This window comes from Domibacillus aminovorans, from assembly GCF_001643235.1.
GTDB classification, from domain to species: Bacteria; Bacillota; Bacilli; order Bacillales; family Domibacillaceae; genus Domibacillus; species Domibacillus aminovorans.
This window is the reverse complement of sequence record NZ_LQWY01000012.1, coordinates 23,639-47,402: the sequence shown is the minus strand read 5'-3', so window position 1 is coordinate 47,402 and position 23,764 is coordinate 23,639. Positions and strand designations below refer to the sequence as shown.

Here is a 23,764-nt window from a genome sequence, read left to right as displayed (position 1 = left end):
TTATACGTAGTAAAATGGCACAGCAAAATAAACAGTTCATACAATAAAAAGAATACGTCAAAGATGGAGGAGATGAAGATGAACGCCGTTTTGTTTGGTGGCGATGCAAGGCAATTGGAAATAAGCCGCATTCTTGTTCAGCACGGATATGACGTGTGGATGATTGGGTTTGAACAAATAGAGATAATTGAAAATGTTAAAAAAATAAAAACGGATGATTTGAATAGTTTGTCCATCGATTTATTCGTTTTGCCTGTATCCGGTGTGAAGGAAAATGGAGAAGTTGATGCTTCGTTTGCAAACGAACCGCTTTTTTTTACAAAAGAAATTGCAGACAAAATACCAGAATCGTGTGCAGTCATGAGCGGCATAAAAACAGCTGCGCTCAAACAAATGATACAACGTGAAGTCACTTTTTTATTTGAACGTGAAGATGCAGCGATTCATAATTCCATTCCAACCGCTGAAGGAACGCTTATGATTGCTATGCAGCAAACACCAATTACCATTCACCAATCAAAGGTTGTGGTAGTAGGGTTCGGACGCGTTGGGATGACGACAGCACGTCTCTTTCATCAGGTCGGTGCAACTGTATCAACAGCTGTGAGAGAAACAGGTAGATTTGCCCGTGCATCAGAAATGGGGCTTGATCCATTTTATATGGAGGAACTTCACACACAGGCGGGTCTGGCAGATATCATAATTAATACAGTACCGGCCCTTTTATTGACGGATGAAGTGATTCGGCAGATGAAAAAGACAGCGATCATTATCGATCTCGCTTCAATGCCAGGTGGAACGGATTTCAAAGCAGCAGAGGCAGCTGGTATTCAAGCCATTCATGCGCTCGGTCTGCCGGGGAAAGCGGCGCCGGAAACAGCAGGTAAAATACTTGGGCAGGTCATTGTCAATGCTGCCCGTGAATGGAAAATGGAAAGGGGACTGTAAACAGTGGAATCGCCTTTAGCAGGACGTCGAATAGGCTTTGGATTGACAGGGTCTCACTGCACATTTGAAGAGGTAGTGCCGGTTGTGAAAAAATTAGTCGAGCTTGGAGCACATGTTGTTCCCGTAGCGACGGCTACTGTTCAAAAGGAAGCGAGTCGTTTCGGTTCAGCGGGTGAATGGCTGCAAAAGATAGAGGAAGAAGCGGGTCGAAAAGCGATCGTAACGATTCAAGATGCAGAACCACTCGGGCCGAAGGAACCGCTTGACTGCATGGTTATTGCACCGATGACAGGCAGTTCCATTAGCCGGTTTGCTAATGCGAATACGGATTCACCGGTCCTAATGGCTGCAAAAGCGACACTACGAAACGGTGGACCGGTCGTTGTAGCAGTTTCAACAAACGATGGACTTGGCTTGAATAGCCATAATATTGCTAAGTTGTTAACTACGAAAAACATTTATTTCGTTCCGTTTGGACAGGATGATCCAGTAAAAAAACCAAACTCGCTCGTTGCTAAAATGGACCTCGTTCCAGAAACAGTTGTCGCTGCCATCAATAACCGTCAAATTCAGCCACTGCTTAGATAAAATACACGTAAATCCCCCAAAAAAACGGTCTTTTTTGCGAACAAATGATTTTCTTCTTTTATTCATCCTTTATTGTGTTAAAATAATGCTATTAAAAGTATCGAAATACTTTTTCACTATTTGCTATTATTCGACAACGTATTTTATACGAAAAATGAATTACTTATTCTGGAAGGGGAAGATTTACATGAGTAACAAAGGTTTTCACGTAGCCGTCGTCGGTGCGACGGGAGCGGTCGGACAACAAATGCTAAAAACACTGGAAGAGCGCAATTTTCCAATGAAGTCATTAACGCTGCTTTCATCCGCCCGTTCAGCGGGAAAAACCGTTTCTTTTAGAGGCGAAGACGTAACAGTACAGGAAGCGAAACCGGAAAGCTTTGACGGAATCGATATCGCGTTGTTTTCAGCAGGCGGCAGTGTGTCAAAAGAGCTCGCTCCTGAAGCAGCAAAACGCGGCGCTGTGGTCATTGATAACACAAGCGCATTCCGCATGGATCCGGAAGTTCCACTTGTTGTACCAGAAGTAAATAAAGAAGATTTGCGCGATCATAAAGGAATCATTGCCAATCCAAACTGCTCGACGATTCAAATGCTTGTGGCGCTTGAGCCAATCCGTGCAGCATACGGATTGAAAAAAGTTATCGTGTCAACGTATCAGGCAGTATCCGGCGCGGGTGCACAGGCGGTAGAAGAACTTTACAGCCAGACGAAAGCGATTGTTAACAACGAATCATTTGAACCGAAAATTTTACCGGTAGGTAGCGATAAAAAACATTATCAAATCGCATTCAATGCCATTCCGCAAATTGATAAATTTGAAGACAATGGCTTTACATTTGAAGAAATGAAAATGATTAACGAAACGAAAAAAATTATGCACCTAGATAGTCTGCCTGTTGCTGCGACTTGTGTTCGTTTGCCAATCGCAATAGGCCATTCAGAATCTCTTTATTTTGAAACGGAAAAAGGTGCACTTACAGCAGCAGATATACAAAATTTGTTGAAAGATGCGCCGGGAATTGTCCTTCAAGATAATCCGGCCGAACAAGTATATCCAATGCCGGCAGACTGTGTTGGCAAAAATGACGTATTTGTTGGACGTATCCGTAAAGATCTTCATACAGATAACGGTTTCCATATGTGGGTTGTTTCTGATAACTTGTTAAAAGGAGCAGCATGGAATTCTGTGCAGATCGCTGAAACATTGATTGACATGGAGATTGTCACAGAAAAATAAAGCGAAACTTCATTCAGTGGGGACCACCTGAGACCTTCTGAATAAAAAGAAAAACTCAGATAAAAAGCGCCGCGTCCTGCGGCAATACCTGAGTGACCGGGCTTCTACAGGCACGGAACCAATCGGGCGTTTACGGACAGTTAACCTAACCTCTTTCATCGCTTTTTCTTTTCGATGACTGAAAGAGAGACGGGTTTACTGTCCGTTAATGCGGGATAAACGGCCGCCATTCTTCATGAAAAGGCCAGGTGTTCAATATGAAAATCATCATTCAGAAATTTGGCGGTACGTCTGTTCGTGATGAACAGTCAAGACTCAGTGCCCTCAATCACGTACAGCGTGCCGTTCGCGAAGGATATAAAGTCGTTGTCGTTGTGTCGGCTATGGGCCGAAAAGGCGATCCGTATTCAACGGATACGTTATTAGCGCTTACAGGCGGCGGGGAAAGTATGCTGACCAGAAGAGAAACCGATCTTCTTTTATCCACTGGGGAACTGATCTCTAGTCTCGTTTTCTCGAACATGTTGAAGGAAAATGGACTTCAATCAACGGCGTTGACAGGCGGGCAGGCCGGAATTGTCACGGATCATGACCACATGAATGCAAAAATTATTGAAATGAACTGCGCACGCCTGTTAAAAGAACTGGAAACGAACGATGTAATCGTCGTGGCCGGTTTTCAAGGCACTTCAAAATTTGGTGAAGTGACGACGCTGGGTCGGGGAGGCAGTGACACGTCTGCAGCTGCTTTAGGCGCTGCAGTCCAAGCTGAATTCATCGATATCTTTACAGACGTGAACGGTATTATGACAGCAGACCCGCGTATTGTGCAGCATGCACGGCCGCTTTCTATCGTGACCTATACAGAAGTATGTAACATGGCGTATCAAGGAGCAAAAGTCATTCACCCGCGTGCAGTGGAGATTGCGATGCAGGCGAAAGTGCCGCTTCGTATCCGATCGACCTATTCAGAAGAAACGGGTACACTCGTTACTTCCGCATCGGATGAACATCACGGCTTTGATATGCACGATCGTCCTGTAACGGGCATTGCTCATGTAACAGACATTACCCGTATTAGAGTTCAGACAACGGATCAGTCCCGTATTTTTCAACTGATGGCGGCTGAAGGTATAAGCGTTGATTTTATTAACATATCAGAAGACCGTGTCACATATACCGTGACAGATGAAAATGCCAATCGTGCACAGCAAAAGCTTATCGATAATGGGTATGAACCGATTATGGAGCCGGATTGTGCGAAAGTATCTGTCGTCGGCGCAGGAATGACAGGTGTACCAGGTGTAACCTCTAAAATCGTCACAGCTCTATCAGAAAAAGACATTAACATTATGCAATCAGCTGACAGCTACACGACGATCTGGGTACTTGTAAAAGAAGACCAGATGCCGGCTGCTGTTAACGCACTGCATGATACATTCTTACTTCAAAACAACAAATCAACAAATCAACAGGCTGAATAATATTAGGAGGCCCGGGAATACAGGAGGCGAATGCGTATGATTACTTTCGGCCGGTTGTCAACGGCGATCGTTACGCCGTTTGATTCAAAAGGAAACATTGATTTCAATAAAACAACCCAACTGATTGAATATTTAATTCAAAATGGAACGGACTCGCTCGTTGTAGCAGGAACGACTGGTGAATCACCGACGCTTACAGCAGAAGAAAAAATTGCACTTTTCCGCCATGCGGTAAAAGTAGTGGCCGGACGCATTCCAGTTATTGCCGGTACAGGCAGCAACAACACGAGGGCATCCATTGAATTAACAAAAAAAGCGGAAGCAGAAGGCGTCGATGCCATTATGCTCGTTGCGCCATATTACAATAAACCGAATCAAGAAGGACTTTTCCAGCATTTCAAAACCATTGCTGAATCGACAAATCTCCCGGTTATGATCTATAATATTCCAGGTCGCTCATCGATTTTAATCGAACCGAGAACAACAATCCGTCTTGCTAATGAAGTACCAAATATTGTGGCAACAAAAGAAGCAAGCGGCAGCATCGATATTATTACGGAAATTATTGCGAATACAGCAGATGATTTTCTAGTCTACAGCGGTGATGATGGCTTGACACTTCCTGTTTTGTCCGTTGGAGGCACAGGCATCGTCTCAGTGGCGTCACACGTAGCGGGGAATGAAATGAAGAAAATGATCAATGCGTTTTATGCAGGGGACATCCAAACAGCTGCTAAAATACATCAGGCGCTTCTTCCACTTTTCCGTGGATTGTTTGCCGCACCAAATCCGGTGCCGGTTAAGACGGCATTACAGTTAAAAGGGCTGGATGTCGGCGGCGTTCGCCTGCCGCTCATTCCACTAACAGAAGAAGAACGGACAGCATTATCGACATTGCTTTAAAAGGTGGGCCGGTTTTTGCAGAATCATTCTGCAAAAACCGGCTTTTCCTTTTGCATATAGATTGTATTGGCTTTACTTTTCTTCATCGATTATAATAGACGTAACGTGTAGATCGGGTTTGTTAAATGTTTAGGAGGAAATAATAGTGAGCAAGAAAACAAATGAATTAATTAAAGTCATTCCACTCGGAGGAGTTGGAGAAATCGGTAAAAACATGACGGTTGTGGAAGTGGATCGTGATATTTTTGTGATTGATTCAGGACTCATGTTTCCAGAAAATGAAATGCTTGGGATTGATATCGTTATTCCTGACATTACGTATTTAGAAGAAAATAAAGATCGGGTTAAAGCGATCTTTTTAACGCACGGACATGAAGATTCACTCGGATCACTCGGATACGTATTGAAAAAAGTGAAAGCGCCTGTATATGGGACGAAATTGACACTAGCGCTTGCAAAAATGCGTCTCCGTGAAGAAAATGTAAAAGAAGATGTAAAGTTCTATACGGTACATTCCGAATCACGCCTTCGTTTTGATCATGCGGAAGTCACATTTTTCCGCACGACGCACAGCATTCCGGATTCAATCGGCGTGGCAATTCATACGTCTGAAGGGGCGATTGTTCACACAGGTGAATTTAAATTTGACCAGAGTGCAAAAGGACATTACGCACCGGACATCGGCAAAATGGCGACACTTGGCAAAAATGGTGTCTTTGCGCTACTGTCTGACTCAACAGAAGCAGAACGTCCGGGGCATACGACGTCAGAAGCAGTGGTTGCGGCTCAGTTGTCTGATGCGTTTCATATGGCAAGCGGGCGTATTATCGTTTCATTATTTGCATCGAACTTAATTCGCATGCAGCAAGTATTTGATACGGCTTATGAACATGGTCGTAAAGTGGCGGTCAGCGGCAAAAGTATTCAGCGAGTGAATGACATTGCGGTTCGTCTTGGCTATCTTCAGGTGGAAGACGACATCTTAATTAATTTAAATGAAATTGGCAAATATCCGGATCACCAAGTTGTTATTCTTGCGACAGGCGTACAAGGTGAACCAATTGAAGCGCTGCAAAAAATGGCAAAAGGGACAAACCGTCATGTGAAAATTAAAGAAGGCGATATGGTAATCATTACTGCAACACCGTCTGCCGGTCTTGAAATTCTTTTAGCGAAAACAGTGAACTTACTGTACCGTGCAGGCGCAAATGTATTAACAGGCAACCGTCGTGTTCACGTATCTGGACATGGTTCACAGGAAGATTTGAAATTTATGTTGAACTTAATGCAGCCGAAATATTTCATACCGATTCAAGGTGAATATCGCATGTTAAAATCACATGCGAAATTGGCGGAAATGACCGGTGTACCACGTGAGAATATTTATATCCCTGAAAAGGGTGACGTTATTGAATTTAAGGAAGGCCGGATGCGTCCAGCTGGAAGAGTAACAGCCGGTAATATTCTTATTGACGGAATCGGTGTTGGTGACGTCGGCAATATTGTTCTTCGTGATAGAAAATTACTTTCGCAGGATGGGATTTTTACTGTTGTGATTACGCTCAGTAAAAAGCAGAAAAAAATTGTCGCGGGTCCGGAAATCATTTCACGCGGATTTGTATACGTTCGTGAATCAGAAAAATTAATTGATGAGTCTGTGAAGCTCGTGACGAATATTGTTGAAAAAAATCTGGCCGGTGAGTCGTTTGAATGGTCCGGTATTAAACAGGATATTCGCGATCAATTGAATTCATTCTTACATGAAAAAACGAAGCGTCGACCAATGATTCTGCCGATTATCATGGAAGTATAACCGCTCGTATGTTTGTTTTTATTAAATATGATATAATTGGAAAGCAGCCCATATTTGGCTGCTTTCGATTGTTTAAAGAACAAAAATAAGGGTGATTGAATTGGCACAAAAGAAACGAAAAAAACCGGTACGCCGGACAAATAAAGAAAAAGAAAGAATGCAATCATTAAAGCTTCAAGGAGCGGGTGCGATTATACTCGCAATCTGTACGGTTGGAATCGTTGGCACAGGAATAGCAGGCAAAATTGTTACACAAGCCGCATCTTTTTTCTTTGGCAGTCTATATATAATGGGATTAATAGGCCTTGCTGGAATGGCGCTTTACATGATAATCAAACGACAGCGCCCTCCTTTGTGGAAACGAAGCATTACTGGCGTTTTGTTGATCATCGCAAGTGTTCTCGTTTTTTTGCATATACGCTTGTTTGACACTCCAACAGACGGAACAAATTATTTAGCTGAAACATGGCTTTTGTATAAAGAAAGCATTACGTATAATGAAGCAGTCGATATTGGCGGTGGTATGATCGGCGGCACACTGTTTACCTTGTTTTACTTTTTGTTTGGCCGTCCAGGGACATGGGTTTTTGCCGTATTGCTTTTCCTTTCCGGTGTTTTGATGATCGGTGGCAAACCGCTTATCCAAAAAATATCGCACAGTTTTGTATTATTTAGTGAAAAAGTGAAACAGGTATGGCAAGGATCGCATGAACGAGTGAACGAAAGAAGGGAAGAGAAAAGCCGTGTCCAGATGGAATCGGAAGCGTCAAAAGAAATAAGGCAGCCTGAACCGGATTTCCATGCAGTTGTAAGCGAACCGGAACCGGTTATTTCCAGCTTTGTTGAAAAAGCGTACAATGAAGAGCTGGCTGCTCCTCAAAAGCCCGTGCAGGAAAAAGAACTGGAAGAAGCTGTCTTATCATTTACGGAAGAAGAAAACAAAGAATATAAATTACCCCCAGCTTCGATTTTGAAACAGCCTCAGCAAGTAGATCAGAGCAATGAAAAAAAACGCATTCAAAAAAATGCGCAAAAGCTGGAGAAAACATTTCAAAGTTTTGGCGTCAAAGCAAAAGTAACACAGGTGCATCTTGGTCCGGCGGTCACAAAATACGAAGTGCATCCCGATACGGGTGTGAAAGTGAGCAAAATTGTCAGTTTAACAGACGACTTGGCGCTGGCACTTGCCGCAAAAGATATTAGGATGGAAGCGCCGATCCCAGGGAAATCCGCGATCGGCATTGAAGTGCCGAACGCGGAAGTCGCCATGGTTAGTTTTCGGGAAGTCATTGAGGCAAAACAAAATGAAAAACCCGACTCGAAATTGCACGTGGCACTCGGTCGTGATATTACCGGTGAAGCGATCGGAGCAGAATTGAATAAAATGCCGCATTTACTCGTAGCAGGCGCGACTGGAAGTGGAAAAAGTGTATGCATTAATGGCATTATTACAAGTATTTTAATGCGCGCAAAACCACATGAAGTCAAAATGATGATGATTGACCCTAAAATGGTGGAATTAAACGTGTATAATGGTGTACCGCATCTATTGGCACCTGTTGTAACAGACCCAAAAAAAGCGTCTCAAGCATTGAAAAAAGTAGTCGGAGAGATGGAACGGCGCTACGATTTATTTTCTCATACAGGTACGCGTAACATTGAAGGCTACAACGGACATGTGATAAAACATAATATAGAAACAGGTGAAAAACAGCCGCATTTGCCGTACATTGTGGTCATTGTCGATGAGCTCGCAGACTTAATGATGGTAGCATCAAATGATGTGGAGGATTCAATTATCCGGCTTGCGCAAATGGCACGTGCTGCCGGCATTCATCTTATTATTGCGACGCAGCGTCCATCTGTAGACGTTATTACGGGGATTATTAAAGCAAACATTCCATCACGTATTGCTTTTTCGGTATCATCAGCTATTGATTCACGGACGATTCTTGATATGGGTGGGGCAGAGAAGCTGCTTGGCCGCGGCGATATGCTTTTTTATCCGACAGGTGCCGTGAAACCGGTCCGCGTGCAGGGTGCTTTTTTATCAGATGAAGAAGTAGAAGATATCGTTGACTTTGTTATTTCCCAGCAAAAAGCGCAGTATCAAGAGGAAATGATTCCAGAAGACATCCCAGAAACGACGGCTCAATCAGAAGATGAGTTATACGACGATGCGGTACAGCTCATATCTGAAATGCAGACAGCGTCTGTTTCGATGCTGCAGCGCCGTTTCCGGATCGGTTATAGCCGGGCAGCACGTTTAATTGATGAAATGGAAATGCGCGGTATTATAGGCCCTTATGAAGGAAGCAAGCCGCGCACTGTGCTTATTCCAAAACCTTCTGATGAAATGGTCTGAAAAGAACAGTCTCATTCATAAGAAGCAAGCGGTTTATGACGAATATTGTCTTTTCAATTAGGGAAAGAAATGATATATTATGGGTAAATTAACGTAAATGTTAAACTTCAGAGGTCTGATGTCTGAAAGAAAAGGTGGTGAAAATCCGTGTCCATTAAACAGGACAACCGGCCTTTATATTTACAAGTAATTGACCGATTAAAAAAGGATATTGAAAAAGGCATTTATAAAGAAAAAGAAAAGCTTCCTTCTGAATTTGAATTAGCTAAACAGCTCGGTGTAAGCCGGGCGACGCTTCGTGAAGCACTTCGTATACTCGAAGAAGAAAGTGTAATTATTAGGCGCCACGGTGTGGGCACATTTATTCATTCAAAACCGCTTTTTATGTCCGGCATTGAACAGTTAAACAGCGTGACAGATATGATTGTAAACGCCGGGATGGAACCAGGCACTATTTTTCTTTCATCCAATGTACAGCAGGCAACTGAAGAGGATGCACGCCGCTTTTTATGTCCGGTAGATGGGGAATTAATGGTGATTGAACGAGTAAGAACAGCCAACAGTGAACCGGTTGTTTATTGCATTGACAAAATACCTATCGCTCTTTTTCCGGGGCATTTTGACGCGGGGCGTGAGTCTCTTTTTACATTATTTGATGAACAGGAAACGGGTCCAATTTCTCATGCAGTTACGAATATTGAGCCGTTCGGCTGGCATGAAAAAATATCACCCATTTTACAATGTGAACCTGAAACGGCGATGCTTGCACTGAAGCAACTGCATTATACGGAAAGTGAGCTGCCTGTTTTATACTCGATCAACTTTTTTCGTGCGGACAAGTTTAGCTTCCATGTTTTGCGCAGACGGATGTAAGGACGATGATTTTCTTAGGATATGCATAAAGCTTTACCATTCCCACTTCACGTATTCTGGACGCTGGTATCGTAAAGGAAATAGAAAAGGAAAGCGCGTCCCGTTGTTGTGGACGTGTTTTTTTTGTGTTAAATGCTCTTCGTACGGATAAAATGCCTTTATTCGTACGTTAGTCGCGTCAAAATCTTTTTCATTTCATGAATGCTCCTGTATAGTGAAGATATACTAGTAAAAGCTATATAGAAGTTCCGATTAGGGGAGGAAATATAAATGGAAGAAACACGTGAGCAATCGTTTAATCAATCTGGATGTCATGTCCATGTGATTGAAACGGAAAAATATAAAACGAATACAGTTATCGTTAAAATGAGAGCACCGCTTGAGCAAGATACGATTACGATGCGCGCACTCTTGCCGCACGTCTTGCAGTCGGGAACGGAAAATGCACCATCAGCGACGGCTTTCCGTTCGGCACTCGATGAATTGTATGGCGCTCATTTTTTTGCTGATTCCGCAAAAAGAGGAAATGAACATGTCCTGACATTTACGATTGATGTGGCAAATGAAAAGTTTTTGCATGGGGAAAGCAATTTGTTTGATCAAGCGCTTACGATTATGTCTGATGTGTTATTTCGTCCATACTTACAAGAAGGTGCCTTTTCTGAGCAGACCATGAAACAAGAAAAAAGAAGCTTACAGCAGCGCATACGCTCCATTTATGATGATAAAACGCGCTATGCGTCAATGAAACTTGTGGAAGAGATGTACAAAGGAGATTCGTATGCGTTACCGGCAGGCGGCCTTTTAAAAGAAGTGGAGCCGATTACAGCTGCGTCTCTCCATGATTATTACAAGAAAACATTGGCGGAAGATATGATCGATATTTTTGTGATCGGTAATGTGAAGGCTGCTGATGCGGCTGCGAAGATTGAATCGCATTTGCCATTTAAAAAACGAAAAGCGATCTTAAAAGAAAATTACCTTTCTCACAAAACAGAAGAGATACGTGTTATTCGTGAAATGCAGGATATTAACCAAGGTAAATTAAATATCGGCTGCCAGACGAGCATTACGTATGCCGATCCGCAATTTGCGGCGATGCAAGTGTTTAATGGTGTATTTGGCGGGTTTGCGCATTCAAAATTGTTTATGAACGTGCGCGAAAAAGAAAGTCTGGCGTATTATGCAGCAAGCCGTTTTGACAGTCATAAGGGTTTTTTAATGATGCTCGCTGGTATTGATCAAAAAAATTATGATAAAACGGTGCAAATTATGAACGAGCAGTTAGATGAAGTCAAAAATGGGCACATTTCAGATCTAGAAATGGATCAGACGAAAGCGCTGTTGAAAAACCAGCTGCAGGAATCAGCGGATACAGCACGTGGCATGGTGGAAGTGCTGTATAACAATATCGCAGCTGGCGTTGATCGTCCGATTGATAAATGGATTGAGGAGATTGACACGGTCACGAAAGAAGAAGTATCTGCGGTGGCAAAAACAGTTGTTGTCGATACGGTGTACTTTTTGTCAGGTAAGGAGGAAGCATGATGAAGAAAACAATCTTTGACCAAATGAATGAAACGGTTTATCATGAGCAGCTGGAAAATGGCTTGAACGTGTATATTTTGCCAAAAGTAGGCTTTAATAAAACGTATGTGACGTTTACGACGAATTACGGATCAATTGATAACGATTTTATTCCAGAAGGAGAAACGGACTTTTTGCACGTACCAGACGGAATTGCTCATTTTCTTGAGCATAAAATGTTTGAAAAAGAAGATGGTGATGTGTTCCAGAAGTTTAGCAGCCAGGGAGCATCGGCCAACGCATTCACGTCTTTTACACGGACAGCTTACTTATTTTCTGCAACGTCAAACATAAAAGAAAATACCGAAACGTTGCTTGATTTTGTGCAAGCACCTTATTTTACAGAGCAGACAGTGGAAAAAGAAAAAGGGATCATTGGACAGGAAATTCGTATGTATGACGACAATCCCGATTGGCGTGTCTATTTCGGTTTGATTGAAAATTTATACAAACATCATCCGGTAAAAATTGATATTGCCGGTACGGTTGAATCGATTGCAGACATTACGAAAGATTATTTGTATACATGTTACGAAACATTTTATCATCCGGCAAATATGTCTCTTTTTATCGTTGGACCCGTTGATCCGAATGAAATGATGAGTCTTGTACGCCAAAATCAGTCGGGTAAAACATTTGCTGAACCGAAGTCAGTCGAGCGTCGTTTTCCGAATGAGCCGGCGGAATCTGCTGAAAAGCATCGCGCTATCCATATGAGCGTAAACACGCCAAAATGTGAAGTTGGGTTAAAAATGCCAGCTTCCCTTAAAACAGGAACGGAGAAGTTAAAAGTAGAGTTGGCGGCAGGGCTGCTGCTTGAAATTTTGTTTGGCAAAAGTGCTGCGTTTTACGAAAAATCGTATAATGAAGGGCTCATTGATGATACGTTCGGATTTGATTATACAGGCGAGCGTGGATTCAGCTTTGCACTTGTCGGCGGTGATACAGATGAGCCGGAAAAATTGGCAGAACGTATTAAAACACAATTGCTTGAAGCGAAAGATGGGCAAAATATTACGGACGAATCATTCAATAGAGCACGCAAGAAAAAAATTGGGGCGCAGCTGCGGGCCTTTAATTCACCAGAATATATTGCCAATCAATTTACACGGTATCAATTTAACGGGTTAAATTTGTTTGAAACAGTACCTGTGCTTGAAGCGATGACAATAGAAGACGTTATTGGCCTGGCAGAAAAGATGATTCAAGAAGAAGGCTTTTCATCTTGCTTTATTCTGCCAAAAGAAACAGCCTAATGCGAAAAAAAGCATTGATCACCGGTGCATCGGGGGGCATCGGTTCGGCTATTGCGCTTAAACTGGCGGAAGATGGATGGGATGTATATATTCATTACAGCCAAAATAAAAAGTCAGTTGATCATCTCGCCGTCCGGATTCGTGAAAAAGGATGCGAAGCAGTCGTCATTCAGGCTGATTTAACGAAGCGTGAAGAGGTTGAATCACTTGTTAAGGCAACCTCTGACACGACAGCTGTTTTATTCGCGGCTGGGATGAATCAATATGGCATGCTTCAAGATGTAACAGACGCGGAAATGGACGAACTTTGGCGTGTTCATCTGAAAGCACCGCTGATGATCTCGCGTGCACTGATTCCAACTTTAATTCATCAGGACAACGCGTCTATTACGCTCATTTCGTCTATTTGGGGCGAAACAGGCGCCTCTTGTGAAGTGGTTTATTCTGCTGTAAAAGGAGCTCAAATTGCTTTTGCAAAAGCATTGGCAAAAGAACTGGGTCCGTCCGGTGTACGTGTGAACACGATTGCGCCCGGTGCTGTACAGACGGCAATGAACAATGGATTTTCGATGGATGAACAGGAAGAAATTGCTTCGGGTATTCCGCTCGGCCGTTTTGCCCAGCCGGATGAAATTGCTGGAGTAGCTGCTTTCTTGCTGTCACCTGCTGCTAGTTATATTACCGGTCACACGTTATCAGTGAACGGCGGCTGGTACGCATAATTTTAAAACGGTCAGAACATACTACGAATGATTCCACTTTTAAAGGAGGCTTTCTTAATATGTCTGTACTTGATAATTGGCAGGACTGGAAGCGATTTTTAGGCAATAAAATGGATAATGCGGTGGTTAAGGGTATTCCAGAAGAAGTAATTAACAAGCTTGCACTTGAAGTTGGTGATTATCTGCATTCGAATGTGGATCCAAAAAATGAACAGGAACGTGTGCTGTCTGACTTATGGTCGGTTGCCGATGAAAATGAGCAAAAAACATTGGCAAGATGCATGATGAAGCTCGTTCAAAAATAACCCTTTTATAAACCCTTCTTGAGCGTTCCTGTTCAAGAAGGGTTTTCTTTTCACTTCTGCTTTTAAAAATACATAATATCATTTATTATAGTAATCAGATGCAAAACATCAGGAGCATGCCCACTGGAGGAGTTCGATGGTGAAAAAAGAGTGGTACCTTGAATATAGAATAAAAAAGAACCGTCCGGGTCTGCTTGGTGATATTTCTTCTTTGCTCGGTATGCTGTCAATTAATATTGTGACCATCAATGGCGTCGATGACAAAAGCCGCGGGCTATTAATGCGGGCGGAAAGTGAAGACCAGATTAAGCGGCTTGAGTCGATTTTAATGACAATGGATACAATTGACATTATCAAGCTGCGTGAGCCGAAATTGCGCGATCGAATGGCTGTGCGTCACGGAAGATATATTGAGCGTGATGAAGACGACCGTAAAACGTTTCGGTTTATTCGCAGTGAGCTTGGACTTCTTGTCGACTTTATGGCAGAATTGTATAAAATGGAAGGGCACCGGCTAATCGGAATTCGTGGAATGCCGCGCGTCGGAAAAACGGAATCAATTGTGGCAGCGAGTGTTTGTGCAAATAAAAAATGGCTATTCATGTCTTCTACGATGATTAAGCAAACGGTACGCGAACAACTTTTGCGTGATGAATACAGTCCAAATAATATTTTTATTCTAGATGGCGTTATTTCCGCAAAACGGGCCGGTGAAAAACATTGGCAGCTCATCCGGGAAGTCATGCAGCTTCCGGCAGTAAAAGTGGTTGAGCATCCGGATGTATTCGCCGCGAACAGTGATTATTCACTCGATGATTTTGACTATATTATTGAGCTTCGGAATGAACCGGATGAAGAAATTACGTATGAAGCAGTAGAAAAAAACAACCTGTTCCAGGATTCGAACTTTGGTGGTTTTAACTTTTAATATTGGAAGGTGTTACGGGTGACAGAATTAGGGAAAAAATTAAAGGAAGAGCGGGAGTCAAAAGGAATGTCGCTGCTAGATGTTCAAGAATTGACAAAGATCCAAAAGCGTTATCTAGCTGGTATTGAAGAAGGAAATTATGATATCATGCCAGGCAAATTTTACGTGCGTGCGTTTATTAAGCAGTATGCAGAAGCGATAGGCTTAAACGCAGATGAACTGTTTGAAGAATTTAAAGGTGAAATACCGTCTTCTAAAGAAGACGAAGTGCCGCTTCGTCCGACCGCTACCGGACAAACAACAAGTATCGATACATCGAAACGAGTTCGTGGTTCATCAAAGCTGCTAGAGTATTTACCGAAAATTTTAGTGACGGCATTTATTATTGGCGGTGTCTTCCTCGTCTGGATGATTATTCCGAAAGGCGGTTCAGAAAGTGAACCAGCTGTTGATGAAGAAGTACAAGTTCAGGAAGATTCGGCAGTAGGAACAGAGGAGCCTGTTGTTAAGGAGCCGCCTGTAGAAAAACCCGTATTAGAAAAACCGGCAGCACCCGTTCAAACACTGACTGCTGTATCAACGAGCGGAAGAAAAACAGCATATGAATTGGCTGGAGCCGAGTCGTTTGAGGTGGCCGTTTCATCAAAGGGCGAAACATGGGTTGAGCTGGCAGATGGCAGCGGTAAAAAATATTACAGCGGCATGCTTGCAAACGGACAGACGCAAGCCCATAACTTAACGGGACAGACAGAAGCACATATCGTTGTTGGATTTGCACCTGATACCGTTATTACTGTGAATGGCAAAGCACTTGTGTATAAGTTGCCAGCAGCAGATCAAGTGCGGCAAGATATCGTCATTCGCTTAAAAGCACAATAACGGTCGTTTCTTGGAGGGAACTTTTTTGAATTTACCGAATAAGATTACCATTTCACGTATACTCATGATTCCATTTTTCATCCTCATTATGGTCGTTGACTTCGGATGGGGAACAGTTAGTGTATTTGGAACGGACATGCCGATTGAACATTTAGTTGGAGCGCTTTTATTTATTGTCGCATCAACGACAGATTGGATTGACGGCTATATTGCAAGGAAATATAATCTCGTCACAAACTTTGGGAAGTTTTTGGACCCGCTCGCTGATAAACTGCTCGTTTCAGCAGCACTTATTATTTTAGTAGAATTGAATTTTGCTCCATCATGGATCGTTATTGCGATCATTAGCCGTGAGTTTGCAGTGACCGGTCTAAGGCTCATTTTAGCGGGAACGGGTGAAGTTGTCGCAGCGAACACCCTCGGTAAAATTAAAACGTGGACGCAAATTGTGGCGATTGCCGTTTTATTGCTTCATAATGCACCATTTGAGAGCATAGGTATTCCATTTGGAGACATTATGCTTTGGATCGCTCTTTTCTTTACGATGTGGTCTGGCTGGGATTATTTTAAATTAAATAAAGCTGTTTTTAAAAACTCGAAATAATAGATAGGTGCCTTTGGGAAACTCCACAGGTACCTTTTTCAAACTTAGGAGCGAATACATATGAATGCGGAAGTTATTGCGGTTGGATCTGAATTATTGTTAGGACAAATTACAAATACGAATGCCCGCTTTCTTTCACAGCACCTCGCTGAAATAGGTGTGAATATATACTATCACACGGTTGTTGGTGATAATGAAGAGCGGCTTAAAGAAGCGGTAAAACTAGCACAATCCCGTGCGGACTTAATTGTTTTCTCCGGTGGTCTCGGCCCAACAAAAGATGATTTAACGAAAGAGACGATCGCCCGGATGCTTGGTACAACACTCGAATATAACGAAGAGGCGCTCGTTGGCATTCAAGCCTATTTTGACAAAACAGGCCGTGTAATGACAGAAAATAATAAAAAGCAGGCGCTAGTCATTAAAGGCAGTACGGTGCTGAAAAATGACAATGGCATGGCACCAGGTATGTTTACAAAGGCGGATGGAAAGTATTATGTGTTGCTTCCAGGACCACCGCGCGAAATGCAACCGATGTTTTTAAATTATGGACGGCCTGAAATTGTAAATGTCATAGAAAAAGTAGAGCGAATTGAATCGCGTGTACTACGCTTTTTCGGCATCGGTGAATCGACACTTGAAACGGACATTGATGATATTTTAATGAAGCAGACAAACCCGACGATCGCACCGCTTGCAGGGGATGGTGAAGTCACGCTTCGCATCACTGCCAAACATGAATCATCGGACGAAGCGTTCCGTATGATACAACAGGCAGAAGATGAAATTTTAGAACGGGTTGGACACTATTTTTATGGCTACGATGAAACGACCATTGCAGCAGAACTTGCAGATCAATTGAAAGAAAAAAAGTTGACCATTGCGGCGGCTGAAAGTTTAACAGGTGGATTGTTCCTTGGGGAATTGACAGCCATTCCAGGTATGAGCACTCATATTAAAGGCGGCATTGTTTGTTATACAAATGAAGTGAAAAAACAAGTTCTTGGCGTGAAAAGCGACACGTTATCAAGGTATGGTGCGGTCAGCAGTGAATGCGCAAAAGAACTTGCTGAAAATGTACGAAACTTATGCGAATCGGACATTGGCATCAGTTTTACCGGTGTTGCAGGACCTGATCCACTCGAAGGACATGAACCGGGAACTGTTTTTCTGGCGATTGCAGCAGAAGGGCTGGAAACAATTGTTCATCCATTAAAAATGGTGGGAAGCCGTGAGGGCGTTCGAAAACGGACAGTGAAATACGGCTGTCATTATTTACTTCAGGCATTTGCTGAAATGTTCTGATAATAAATTGACGATGAACGCGAAGAATCGGTATACTAGTAGAGAATGAACAACGAGGGGGAACGATAGATGACGAGAGAACAGTGGCAGCCCGAAACGAATTTGTTGCATGGTGGGCAATATCCAGATCCAGTAACAGGAGCTCGGGCTGTACCGATATATGAAACGACATCCTATGTTTTTCAAGATACAGATCATGCGCGTGCATTATTTGCGCTTGAACAGGCCGGCAATATTTATACACGCATTACGAACCCGACGGTTGATGTATTTGAAAAGCGGGTTGCACTTCTGGAGGGCGGTGCAGCAGCTGTGGCACTATCATCCGGCATGGCAGCTATTTCATTTGCGATTATGAACGTAGCCCATGCAGGAGATGAAATTGTGGCGGATGTAAATCTATACGGTGGTACATACAATTTATTTGCCAATACGTTACCGAAGTATGGAATTCAGGTCAAGTTTGTTGATTTAACTGATCCGGAAAATATCCGTAAAGTGATTACAACGAAAACAAAAGCTGTTTTCGCTGAAATTATTGGTAATCCATCGTTGAATGTACTGGATGTCGAAAAAACAGCAGAAATCGCTCATGAAAATGGCATTCCGTTAATTGTGGACAATACATTTGCTTCTCCATATGGTTCTCAGCCGATTAAATGGGGCGCAGACATTGTCGTTCACTCGGCAACGAAATGGATTAGCGGCCATGGAACGGTCATTGGCGGTATTGTGATCGACAGCGGGACGTTCAATTGGAATACGGATAAGTTCCCAGGATTTACAACACCTGACGAGTCGTATAATGGGTTAAAGTATGCGGATATTGAAGGTCCAGCGTTCGCAGTGAAGCTGCGTGTTCAGCTGCTGCGTGACTTCGGTCCAGCACTTAGTGCAAACAGTGCCTTTTTGCTTTTACAAGGGCTGGAAACATTGCATCTCCGTATTCAGCGTCATCATGAAAATACACAGGAAATCATTGCATTCTTAAAAAGTCATCCTGGTGTTGAATGGGTTTCTCATCCATCATTAAGCGATCATCCATCTCATGAACTGGCACAAAAGTATTTAAATGGCACGTTTGGTTCGATTGTCATATTCGGAATTAAAGGCGGCCGCGATGCCGGTAAAAAAGCGATTGATTCGGTTGAATTATGGTCGCATGTGGCGAATGTAGGGGATGGCAAGTCATTGATCATTCATCCGGCATCGACTACGCACCAGCAGCTTAGTGCGGAAGATATGAAAAATTCAGGTGTAACAGAAGAATTGATTCGTCTATCTATCGGTCTTGAATCACCTAAAGACTTAATTGCAGACTTAAAACAAGCAATTGAAAAAGGAACGGGAATCAACTTATAATTTGATCGGCGCGCCGTCACGTCTAGGCGCGCTTTTTTTATGGATGTTATGCTATACTATAAAAAGTGCACTGTCTGGGTGTGCTGCAAGAAAACTCTTCTATTACTCTTCTGCTTCTTCTTAGAATCTCTACTCATCCCGACGTATCATTCCCAATTGAAAGCAGGTGGAAACAATCGAATAAATGTTCGTTTTTTGCTTGTAATTCACTTTTAAATACGGTATAGTTATGACAGGTTATCACACAACCCCAAAAAACAGCTGTTCCCACTATAGATTAAGAGATTTATGAGGAGGAATTTTATGACGAACGACCGTCAAGCTGCCTTAGACATGGCGCTAAAACAAATTGAAAAACAATTCGGTAAAGGTTCTATAATGAAACTTGGAGAGCAGGCAGAGCGCCGCATATCAACAATTCCAAGTGGTTCTCTAGCACTTGATGCGGCACTCGGAGTAGGCGGATATCCTCGTGGACGTGTCGTGGAAATTTATGGACCGGAAAGCTCAGGTAAAACAACGGTTGCCCTTCACGCGATTGCAGAAGTACAGGCAAAAGGCGGACAGGCTGCTTTTATTGACGCAGAGCATGCGCTCGATCCTGTCTATGCGCAAAAGCTCGGCGTTAATATTGACGAATTACTTTTATCACAACCGGATACTGGTGAGCAGGCGCTTGAAATTGCGGAAGCACTCGTACGAAGTGGTGCCGTTGATATTATTGTTATTGACTCTGTTGCGGCACTTGTGCCGAAAGCGGAAATTGAAGGCGAAATGGGTGACTCCCACGTAGGTTTACAAGCCCGTCTCATGTCGCAGGCACTCCGTAAGCTGTCAGGTGCTATCAATAAATCAAATACGATTGCGATATTTATTAACCAGATACGTGAAAAGGTCGGGATCATGTTCGGAAATCCAGAAGTAACACCTGGCGGCCGTGCGCTCAAATTTTATAGCTCTGTACGTCTCGAAGTAAGACGTGCTGAAGCATTGAAACAGGGCAATGATATCGTAGGAAATAAAACAAAAATTAAAATTGTTAAGAATAAGGTGGCACCTCCGTTTCGTGTAGCGGAAGTGGATATTATGTATGGAGAAGGCATTTCGCGTGAAGGTGAAATTATTGATCTTGGTTCCGATGAAGACATTATTCAGAAAAGCGGTGCCTGGTACTCGTACAATGAAGAGCGTCTTGGGCAGGGCCGTGAAAACGCGAAACAATTCTTAAAAGAAAACCCGGAACTACGCCATGAAATTATGATGAAAATCCGTGAGCGTTATGGACTAGATCAAATCTCTGCGCAGCCGGTAGAGGATGAAAATGATCAAGATATGCCGCTTCAAGATCCGTCGCTTTTTGAAGAAGAATAAATTTTAAACAGGAGGGCTTCCTCCTGTTTTTTGTTTAAAACCGTGTCATTGCCTATATAATCGGTGTCATTCCTTGAGAAAACCTTGACAATGAATTTTCACACCGATAAAATTGAAGATATATATTTGACATTTTTTATCTTGAAAATGGAAATGTAAATGTAGCGCTGTTTGTTCCATTTAAATTTGTGACAGCAGCCGACATGTTAAAAACATGACAATCATCTATAGCAAGGGGAGGTGAAATGATGGAACCCATTACAATCATCTCCATTTTGCTTGGCCTTATCATTGGTGTCGTTGTTGGCTATTTTGTACGAAAATCAATTGCTGAATCAAAAATCGCAGGCGCGAAAACCGCCGCGGATCAAATTGTGGATGACGCGAAACGTGAAGCGGAAGCTTCGAAAAAAGAAGCATTACTCGAGGCAAAAGATGAAATTCATAAACTGCGTACAGAAACAGAACTTGAAATCCGTGAGAGAAGAAATGAATTGCAAAAACAGGAAAACCGCCTCCTTCAAAAAGAAGAAAACCTTGATCGAAAGGATGATTCCCTAAATAAGCGGGAAGAAACGCTTGAACTTAAAGAGGTAGCGTTAAACACAAGACAACAACATATTGAAGAGATGGACAGCAAAGTGGATGAGATGGTGAAAAAGCAGCAGTCTGAACTTGAGCGAATTTCTGCTCTGACCCGAGATGAAGCGCGCTCCATCATTTTAGAAAGAACGGAACAAGAATTGTCTCACGATATTGCTATCATGGTAAAAGAAAATGAGCATCGTGCGAAAGAAGAATCAGACAAGAAAGCACGTGAAGTCTTATCACTTGCCATTCAGCGTTGTGCGGCTGATCACGTCGCTGAAACGACTGTATCGGTTGTGACATTGCCGAATGATGAAATGAAAGGCCGCATTATCGGACGTGAGGGACGCAACATCCGTACACTTGAAACGCTGACAGGCATTGATTTAATTATCGATGATACACCAGAAGCAGTCATTCTGTCTGGCTTTGATCCAATCCGCCGTGAAACGGCCCGCATTGCACTTGAAAAGTTAGTGCAGGACGGACGTATTCATCCAGCACGTATTGAAGAAATGGTCGATAAAGCAAGACGTGAAGTGGATGAGCACATTCGCGAAATCGGTGAACAAACGACATTTGAAGTCGGTGTTCATGGACTTCATCCGGATTTGATCAAAATTCTTGGCCGTTTAAAATACCGGACAAGCTACGGTCAAAACGTGCTGAAACATTCCGTCGAAGTCGCGTATTTATCTGGTCTTCTTGCAGCTGAGTTAGGTGAAGATGAAACGCTGGCCCGCCGTGCAGGGTTACTTCATGATATCGGAAAAGCAGTTGATCACGAAGTGGAAGGAAGCCATGTTGAAATCGGTGTCGAGCTCGGTCAAAAATACAAAGAGCATCCAGTCGTCATCAACAGTATTGCTTCTCACCATGGTGATACAGAACCGACATCCGTCATTGCTGTTCTTGTGGCTGCAGCAGATGCATTGTCAGCTGCCCGTCCTGGAGCACGAAGTGAAACACTTGAAAACTATATTCGTCGTTTGGAGAAATTAGAAGAAATTTCCGAATCTTATGATGGTGTTGAAAAATCTTTTGCCATTCAAGCTGGCCGCGAAGTACGGATCATGGTGAAACCGGAACAAATTGATGACTTACAAGCGCATCGACTTGCGCGTGATATTCGAAAACGCATCGAAGGCGAACTTGACTATCCTGGTCATATTAAAGTAACGGTCATCCGTGAAACAAGGGCTGTAGAATACGCAAAATAAGCGAAAGCGGTGTGCGCTAGTCACATCGCTTTCTTTTTGTTAAAAAACGAGAAAGAAGGTAGCGATTATGGAACTATTATTTATTGGCGATATTGTCGGTTCACCTGGCCGGGACATGGTAAGTGAGTATTTGCCAAAATTAAAACAAAAATACCGGCCATCGATGACGATTATAAACGGTGAAAATGCAGCAGGCGGCCGTGGCATTACTGAAAAAATTTATAAAACATTTATGAATGACGGGGCCAATGTTATCACGCTCGGTAACCATGCGTGGGACAATCGTGATATTTTTGAATTTATTGACGGGGCAAAATGGCTCGTCCGTCCGGCTAACTTTCCAGAAGGAGTACCTGGAAAGGGGATTGCTTATGTACCGGCAGGTGAATTTGAAGTGGCTGTGATCAACCTCCAGGGGCGTGTCTTTATGAATGATCTCGACTGCCCGTTTAAAAAGGCAGATGAACTCGTTGAGGAAGCGAGGAAGCGAACACCGTTTATTTTCGTCGATTTTCACGCGGAAACGACGAGTGAGAAACAGGCGATGGGTTGGTTTTTAGATGGGCGGGTGACAGCGGTCGTTGGAACGCATACACACATACAGACAGCAGATAACCGAGTGTTGCCAGGGGGTACAGCCTATTTAACAGATGCCGGCATGACAGGCCCTTATGACGGCATTCTTGGGATGGAGAAAGAAGCCATCATCAAAAAGTTCCAAAATGCACTCCCAGCTCGCTTTGAAGTACCGAAAGAAGGCCGCACGCAGTTGTCAGGCTGCATCGTCCAAGCCGACCGGAAAACAGGTCTTGCCAAATCGATCCGACGTATTTTAATTAATGAAGACCATCCATTCAGCGATTATTAATTCATAGCCCCGCCTCATTTGAATATATATGAAAGACGAATCGAGGTTTTTGAAAGGGGATAAACGAATGGATGTCTTGAAAGTATCATCAAAATCAAATCCGAATTCAGTCGCCGGTGCGCTTGCTGGCGTCATGCGTGAAAGAGGAAACGCGGAAATTCAAGCTGTCGGTGCGGGTGCGCTCAATCAGGCGGTTAAAGCTGTTGCGATTGCCCGTGGATTTGTTGCACCGGGCGGCATTGATTTAATCTGTATCCCTGCATTTACAAGTATAATGATTGCTGGTGAAGCGAGGACAGCGATGAAATTAATTATTCAATCTCGCTAAAAATTTCGGTCAATCGACCGGAATTTTTTTTGTGGCAAAATCTTTTGCATTTTTAAAATAAAAAGAGTACACTACCAATATTGTATAAATCTGATTTGTTTAATGAGTATTAACATAAGTGATTTGGTATTTTTAACATAAGAGATTCGGATAGTGATTTACTTAAAAAAATGATAGACTAAAGGAAGTAAATCAATTGATTTGGCACGATTAAAGGAGTGTAACAA

At 42.9% G+C, this 23,764-nt stretch carries 21 protein-coding genes; all 21 read left to right on the top strand.

Annotation, left to right across the window (positions count from 1 at the left end; genetic code table 11):
- The first annotated feature begins 78 nt into the window (after positions 1 to 78).
- The 21 genes from dpsA (at position 79) to AWH49_RS05255 (ending at position 23,537) form a co-directional block, all read left to right on the top strand.
- Entirely contained in the window at positions 79 to 948 is an 870-nt protein-coding gene (dpsA, locus tag AWH49_RS05355) for a dipicolinate synthase subunit DpsA (RefSeq protein ID WP_157723670.1), read from the top strand.
- Between the two features lie 3 nt (positions 949 to 951).
- Positions 952 to 1,536, top strand: coding sequence for a dipicolinate synthase subunit B (locus tag AWH49_RS05350; RefSeq protein ID WP_063964905.1), 585 nt, complete (start codon positions 952 to 954; stop codon positions 1,534 to 1,536).
- Between the two features lie 187 nt (positions 1,537 to 1,723).
- Positions 1,724 to 2,776: an aspartate-semialdehyde dehydrogenase gene (asd, locus tag AWH49_RS05345; protein WP_063964904.1), complete on the top strand. Its 1,053-nt coding sequence runs from the start codon at positions 1,724 to 1,726 to the stop codon at positions 2,774 to 2,776.
- A gap of 257 nt (positions 2,777 to 3,033) precedes the next feature.
- The gene (dapG, locus tag AWH49_RS05340) at positions 3,034 to 4,260 is read left to right on the top strand and encodes an aspartate kinase (protein WP_063964903.1); all 1,227 of its coding nucleotides are present in this window, start codon (positions 3,034 to 3,036) and stop codon (positions 4,258 to 4,260) included.
- 36 nt (positions 4,261 to 4,296) lie between these two features.
- The gene (dapA, locus tag AWH49_RS05335; protein ID WP_018392400.1) at positions 4,297 to 5,163 is read left to right on the top strand and encodes a 4-hydroxy-tetrahydrodipicolinate synthase; all 867 of its coding nucleotides are present in this window, start codon (positions 4,297 to 4,299) and stop codon (positions 5,161 to 5,163) included.
- A 145-nt stretch (positions 5,164 to 5,308) separates the two neighbouring features.
- Entirely contained in the window at positions 5,309 to 6,976 is a 1,668-nt protein-coding gene (locus AWH49_RS05330) for a ribonuclease J (RefSeq protein ID WP_034285479.1), read from the top strand.
- Between the two features lie 100 nt (positions 6,977 to 7,076).
- Entirely contained in the window at positions 7,077 to 9,341 is a 2,265-nt protein-coding gene (locus AWH49_RS05325) for an FtsK/SpoIIIE family DNA translocase (RefSeq protein ID WP_157723669.1), read from the top strand.
- A gap of 147 nt (positions 9,342 to 9,488) precedes the next feature.
- Complete coding sequence (locus AWH49_RS05320; RefSeq protein ID WP_018392403.1) at positions 9,489 to 10,214, top strand: GntR family transcriptional regulator; 726 nt, start codon at positions 9,489 to 9,491, stop codon at positions 10,212 to 10,214.
- Between the two features lie 270 nt (positions 10,215 to 10,484).
- Entirely contained in the window at positions 10,485 to 11,762 is a 1,278-nt protein-coding gene (gene yfmF / locus AWH49_RS05315) for an EF-P 5-aminopentanol modification-associated protein YfmF (protein ID WP_063964902.1), read from the top strand.
- The gene (yfmH, locus tag AWH49_RS05310) at positions 11,762 to 13,057 is read left to right on the top strand and encodes an EF-P 5-aminopentanol modification-associated protein YfmH (protein WP_063964901.1); all 1,296 of its coding nucleotides are present in this window, start codon (positions 11,762 to 11,764) and stop codon (positions 13,055 to 13,057) included. The genes yfmF and yfmH overlap by 1 nt, the downstream gene beginning before the upstream one ends.
- Positions 13,057 to 13,779: an elongation factor P 5-aminopentanone reductase gene (gene ymfI / locus AWH49_RS05305; protein WP_063964900.1), complete on the top strand. Its 723-nt coding sequence runs from the start codon at positions 13,057 to 13,059 to the stop codon at positions 13,777 to 13,779. The genes yfmH and ymfI overlap by 1 nt, the downstream gene beginning before the upstream one ends.
- Positions 13,780 to 13,838: 59 nt before the next feature.
- Positions 13,839 to 14,084 carry a DUF3243 domain-containing protein gene (locus tag AWH49_RS05300; protein ID WP_063964899.1) on the top strand — a complete coding sequence of 82 codons (246 nt, stop codon included), beginning with the start codon at positions 13,839 to 13,841 and terminating at the stop codon, positions 14,082 to 14,084.
- A gap of 136 nt (positions 14,085 to 14,220) precedes the next feature.
- The gene (locus AWH49_RS05295) at positions 14,221 to 15,012 is read left to right on the top strand and encodes a YmfK family protein (protein WP_034285470.1); all 792 of its coding nucleotides are present in this window, start codon (positions 14,221 to 14,223) and stop codon (positions 15,010 to 15,012) included.
- An 18-nt stretch (positions 15,013 to 15,030) separates the two neighbouring features.
- Entirely contained in the window at positions 15,031 to 15,891 is an 861-nt protein-coding gene (locus AWH49_RS05290) for a helix-turn-helix domain-containing protein (protein ID WP_063964898.1), read from the top strand.
- 25 nt (positions 15,892 to 15,916) lie between these two features.
- Entirely contained in the window at positions 15,917 to 16,495 is a 579-nt protein-coding gene (gene pgsA, locus AWH49_RS05285) for a CDP-diacylglycerol--glycerol-3-phosphate 3-phosphatidyltransferase (RefSeq protein WP_063964897.1), read from the top strand.
- A gap of 60 nt (positions 16,496 to 16,555) precedes the next feature.
- On the top strand, positions 16,556 to 17,800 hold the full coding sequence (locus AWH49_RS05280) for a competence/damage-inducible protein A (protein ID WP_034285465.1): 1,245 nt from the start codon (positions 16,556 to 16,558) through the stop codon (positions 17,798 to 17,800).
- 69 nt (positions 17,801 to 17,869) lie between these two features.
- The gene (locus AWH49_RS05275) at positions 17,870 to 19,162 is read left to right on the top strand and encodes an O-acetylhomoserine aminocarboxypropyltransferase/cysteine synthase family protein (RefSeq protein WP_063964896.1); all 1,293 of its coding nucleotides are present in this window, start codon (positions 17,870 to 17,872) and stop codon (positions 19,160 to 19,162) included.
- 303 nt (positions 19,163 to 19,465) lie between these two features.
- Entirely contained in the window at positions 19,466 to 20,533 is a 1,068-nt protein-coding gene (recA, locus tag AWH49_RS05270; RefSeq protein WP_063964895.1) for a recombinase RecA, read from the top strand.
- Positions 20,534 to 20,781: 248 nt separating this feature from the next.
- Positions 20,782 to 22,341, top strand: a complete 1,560-nt coding sequence (rny, locus tag AWH49_RS05265) for a ribonuclease Y (RefSeq protein WP_018392414.1) — start codon at positions 20,782 to 20,784, stop codon at positions 22,339 to 22,341.
- A gap of 67 nt (positions 22,342 to 22,408) precedes the next feature.
- Positions 22,409 to 23,209, top strand: a complete 801-nt coding sequence (locus tag AWH49_RS05260) for a TIGR00282 family metallophosphoesterase (RefSeq protein WP_063964894.1) — start codon at positions 22,409 to 22,411, stop codon at positions 23,207 to 23,209.
- Positions 23,210 to 23,276: 67 nt separating this feature from the next.
- Positions 23,277 to 23,537 carry a stage V sporulation protein S gene (locus tag AWH49_RS05255; RefSeq protein ID WP_018392416.1) on the top strand — a complete coding sequence of 87 codons (261 nt, stop codon included), beginning with the start codon at positions 23,277 to 23,279 and terminating at the stop codon, positions 23,535 to 23,537.
- Positions 23,538 to 23,764 lie beyond the last annotated feature (227 nt).